Source organism: Streptomyces sp. SID4985 (assembly GCF_009863025.1).
In the GTDB taxonomy this organism is placed as follows: Bacteria; Actinomycetota; Actinomycetes; order Streptomycetales; family Streptomycetaceae; genus Streptomyces.
The window spans coordinates 1-3,466 of the sequence record NZ_WWIR01000535.1 but is presented as its reverse complement, the minus strand read 5'-3'; the positions used below and the strand labels follow the sequence as shown (position 1 = coordinate 3,466).

General features: G+C 73.1%; 1 protein-coding gene. It reads right to left on the bottom strand.

The window, feature by feature from the left end; genetic code table 11:
- On the bottom strand, positions 1-3,466 hold a 3,466-nt coding region (locus GTW40_RS23285), incomplete at both ends, for a type I polyketide synthase (RefSeq protein WP_161182137.1).

Here is a 3,466-nt window from a genome sequence, read left to right as displayed (position 1 = left end):
GGTTGCGGAGTTCGACGGCGGTCAGGGAGTCGAAGCCCAGCTCCAGGAAGGACCGGTCGTCGTCGAGGTCGCCGGGATCGCCGTACCCCAGAACGGCGGCCACCTGGCCACGGACCAGGTCCGTCAGGGCACGTTCCCGCTGGGCCGGGGTCAGGCCGGCCAGCCGCTGCGACCACGGGATTTCGGTGGGGGCGGCGGCCTGTACGGCGCGACGGCGGGGCCGGGCCGGGATGAGCTTGCGGAGTATCGGTGCGGGGTCCGCCTGGGCCCGCAGGGCGGCCGTGTCGAGGCGGGTGATCGCGACGACCGGTTCACCACTCTCCAGAGCCGCATCGAACAAGCCCATCGCGTCCTGGGAGTCCAACGGGCGCAGACCCAGCCGCGACAGCCGTCGCAGATCGGCCTCCGCGAGGTGACCCGTCAGGCCGCTCGACTGCTCCCACAGACCCCAGGCCAAAGACACGCCCGGCAGACCAGCCGCCCGCCGGAACTCCATCAGCCCGTCCAAGAACGCGTTACCCGCCGCGTAGTTCGCCTGACCGGCCGTCCCCAGCACACCGGCCAGCGACGAATACACCACGAACGCCGACAGATCGCACGACCGGGTCAGCTCATGCAGATTCCATGCCGCGTCCACCTTCGGCCGCAGAACCCGCTCCAACTGCCCCTCGGACATCCCCGCGACGACACCGTCATCCACCACCCCCGCCACATGGACCACCGCCGACAACGGCACCCCGGCGAGAACCCTCGCCAGCGCCTCCCGGTCCCCCACATCACACGAGGCGAAGGACACCTCCACCGCCCCGAGACCCAGCAGCTCTTCCCGCAGCTCCTCCGCGCCCGGCACATCCCCGCCACGACGCCCCACCAGCAGCAACCGCCGTACCCCGTGCTCCCTCACCAGGTGCCGGACCAACACCGAGCCCAACGCACCCAGCGCACCCGTCACCAGTACCGTCCCCGCACCGAATGACACGCCCCCGCGCGCCGCCCCGACCGGCACCAACCGCAGCACCAACAACCCGCCACCACGCACCGCGACCTGCGCCTCACCACACCCCAACGCCCGCTCCAGCAAAGCCGGATCGGCATCCAGGTCCATGTCGATCAGCCCGAACCGCCCCGGGTTCTCCGTCACCGCCGACCGCACCAAGCCCCACACACCCGCAACACCCACATCCACCACACCCCCCTCCCCGACAGCCACTCCACCCGACGTCACGAACACCAACCGCGAACCCGCGAACCGCTCACCGGCCAGCCACCCGCGCACCAGCCCCAGCACACCGACCGCCATCGACCGCGCCCGCGCAGCCAGGTCGGCGGTGTCGTCCGGGGTCGTAGGCAGGCGGACCAGGACGGTGTCCGGGACGTCCTGCGCCGAGAGTTCCGCCAGCTCCGGTACGGACTTGCCATCGCCCAGCACCACCCAGTGCCCGGGTTCGGTGTCCGCGTCGGCCGGTGTTTCGAGCGCCGTCCATTCGACGCGCAGCAGGCCGTCCTTCGTGTCCCGCGCGCCGGTGCCCGCGTCGCGCAGCGCGGCCTCCGACAGCGGGCGCAGGACGAGCGCGTCCACGGACGCCACCGGCATACCGGTCCCGTCCGCGATGGTCAGCGACACCGACTCGCCCCCGTCACCGGCACCGGCACCGGCACCCGCACCCGCACCCGACTCGGCCCCGGCGAACCGCAGCCGCACCCGCAACGCAGTCGCACCCACCGCATGGACCCGCGCCCCCTCCCAGGCGAACGGCACGACACCCGCGCCGTCCTCCCGCGCCACCCCCGGCAGCACCGCGTGCAACGCGGCGTCCAGCAGAGCGGGATGCAGGGCGCATCCGGCCGCGTCGGCGCGCTGCTCCTCCCCGAGCACCACGTCCGCGTACAGCTCGCCCTCCTCGCCCCGCCACAGTCGGCGCAGCCCCTGGAACGCAGGCCCGTAGCCGTAACCGGCCTCGTCGAGCCGCTCGTACGCCCCGTCCAGGCCGACCTCCACCGCACCCACGGGCGGCCAGGTCACGAGCTGCTCAGGTTCAGGCATGTCGGTGCCCGCTGCGACGAACCCCTTCGCACAGGTCGTCCAGCCGATGTCGGCCGAGTCGTCCGGGCGGGCGTGGATCTCCAGGGGGCGCCGTTCGTCGGTACCCGGCGCACCCACGACGACCTGTATCTGCACGCCACCGCGCTCGGGCACCACGAGCGGCGCCGACAGGGTCAGTTCCGACACCTCGGGGCAGCCGGCCTCCTCGCCCGCGCGGAGCGCCAGTTCCAGGAGGGCGGTGCCGGGGAGTACGACCACGCCGTGCAGGGTGTGGTCCGCCAGCCATGGGTGGGTGGCGAGCGAGAGACGTCCGGTCAGGAGGTACGTGTCCTGGTCCGCCGGTGCGATGGCGGCGCCGAGCAGCGGATGACCGGCGGGGCGGAGGCCGAGGCCCGCGGCGTCGGCGGCCTCGGGGGCCGGGGTCAGCCAGTAGCGGTCGCGGCGGAAGACGTAGGTGGGCAGCTCGACGCGGCGGGCGCCATGGAACGCCGAACTCGCTTCGAACGAACCGCCGTTGAGGTGCAGGCGCGCGAGGGCGGTGGTGACGGTCGTCGGCTCCGGCCGTCCGGAGCGCAGGAGGGGAACGAGGGTCGCGCCGTCCCCGGTGAGGCACGGCTGCGCCAAGGCGGTGAGTACGCCGTCGGGGCCGAGTTCCAGATAGGTCGTGACTCCGGCCGCCTCCAGGAACCGTACGCCGTCCAGGAAGCGGACGGTGGCGCGGATGTGGCGGGCCCAGTAGTCGGGCGAGCACAGTTCGTCGGGCTTGGCCAGGTCGCCGCTGACGTCGGAGACCACGGGGATGCGCGGCTCGTGGAAGGTGACGTCGGCCAGGGCGGCGCGGAAGTCGTCCAGGACGGCGTCCATGTGCGGGGAGTGGAAGGCGTGGCTGACCGGGAGGCGCTTGGTCTTCCGGCCGCGCTCGCGCCAGAGCGCGGCGACGCGGTCCACCGCTTCGGCGTCGCCTGAAACGACCGTGGAGCGGGGGCCGTTGCACGCGGCCACGGCGATGGTGTCGCCGAAGGGTGCGAGCGTCTCGCGTACCTCGTCCTCGGCCGCCTCCAGGGCCGCCATCGCACCGCCCTCGCGGGCGGCCTGCATGAACCGTCCCCGGGCGGCGACGACCGCGCACACGTCGGCCAGGTCCCACACCCCGGCCAGGTGCGCCGCGGTGACCTCGCCGAGGGAGTGGCCGAGGAGGAAGTCGGGGACCACGCCGTGGTGTTCGAGCAGCCGGTACAGGGCGGTCTCGATGGCGAACAGGGCGGCCTGGGTGAAGGCCGTCTGGTCCAGCAGCGCCGAGTCCGCGGAGTTCTCGGGGGCGAACAGGACGTCCTTCAGCGGGCGCGAGAGAGCCGGGTCGAGGTGGGCGCACACCGCGTCGAAGGCGGCGGCGAACACCGGTGCGCTCTCGTACAGTTCGCG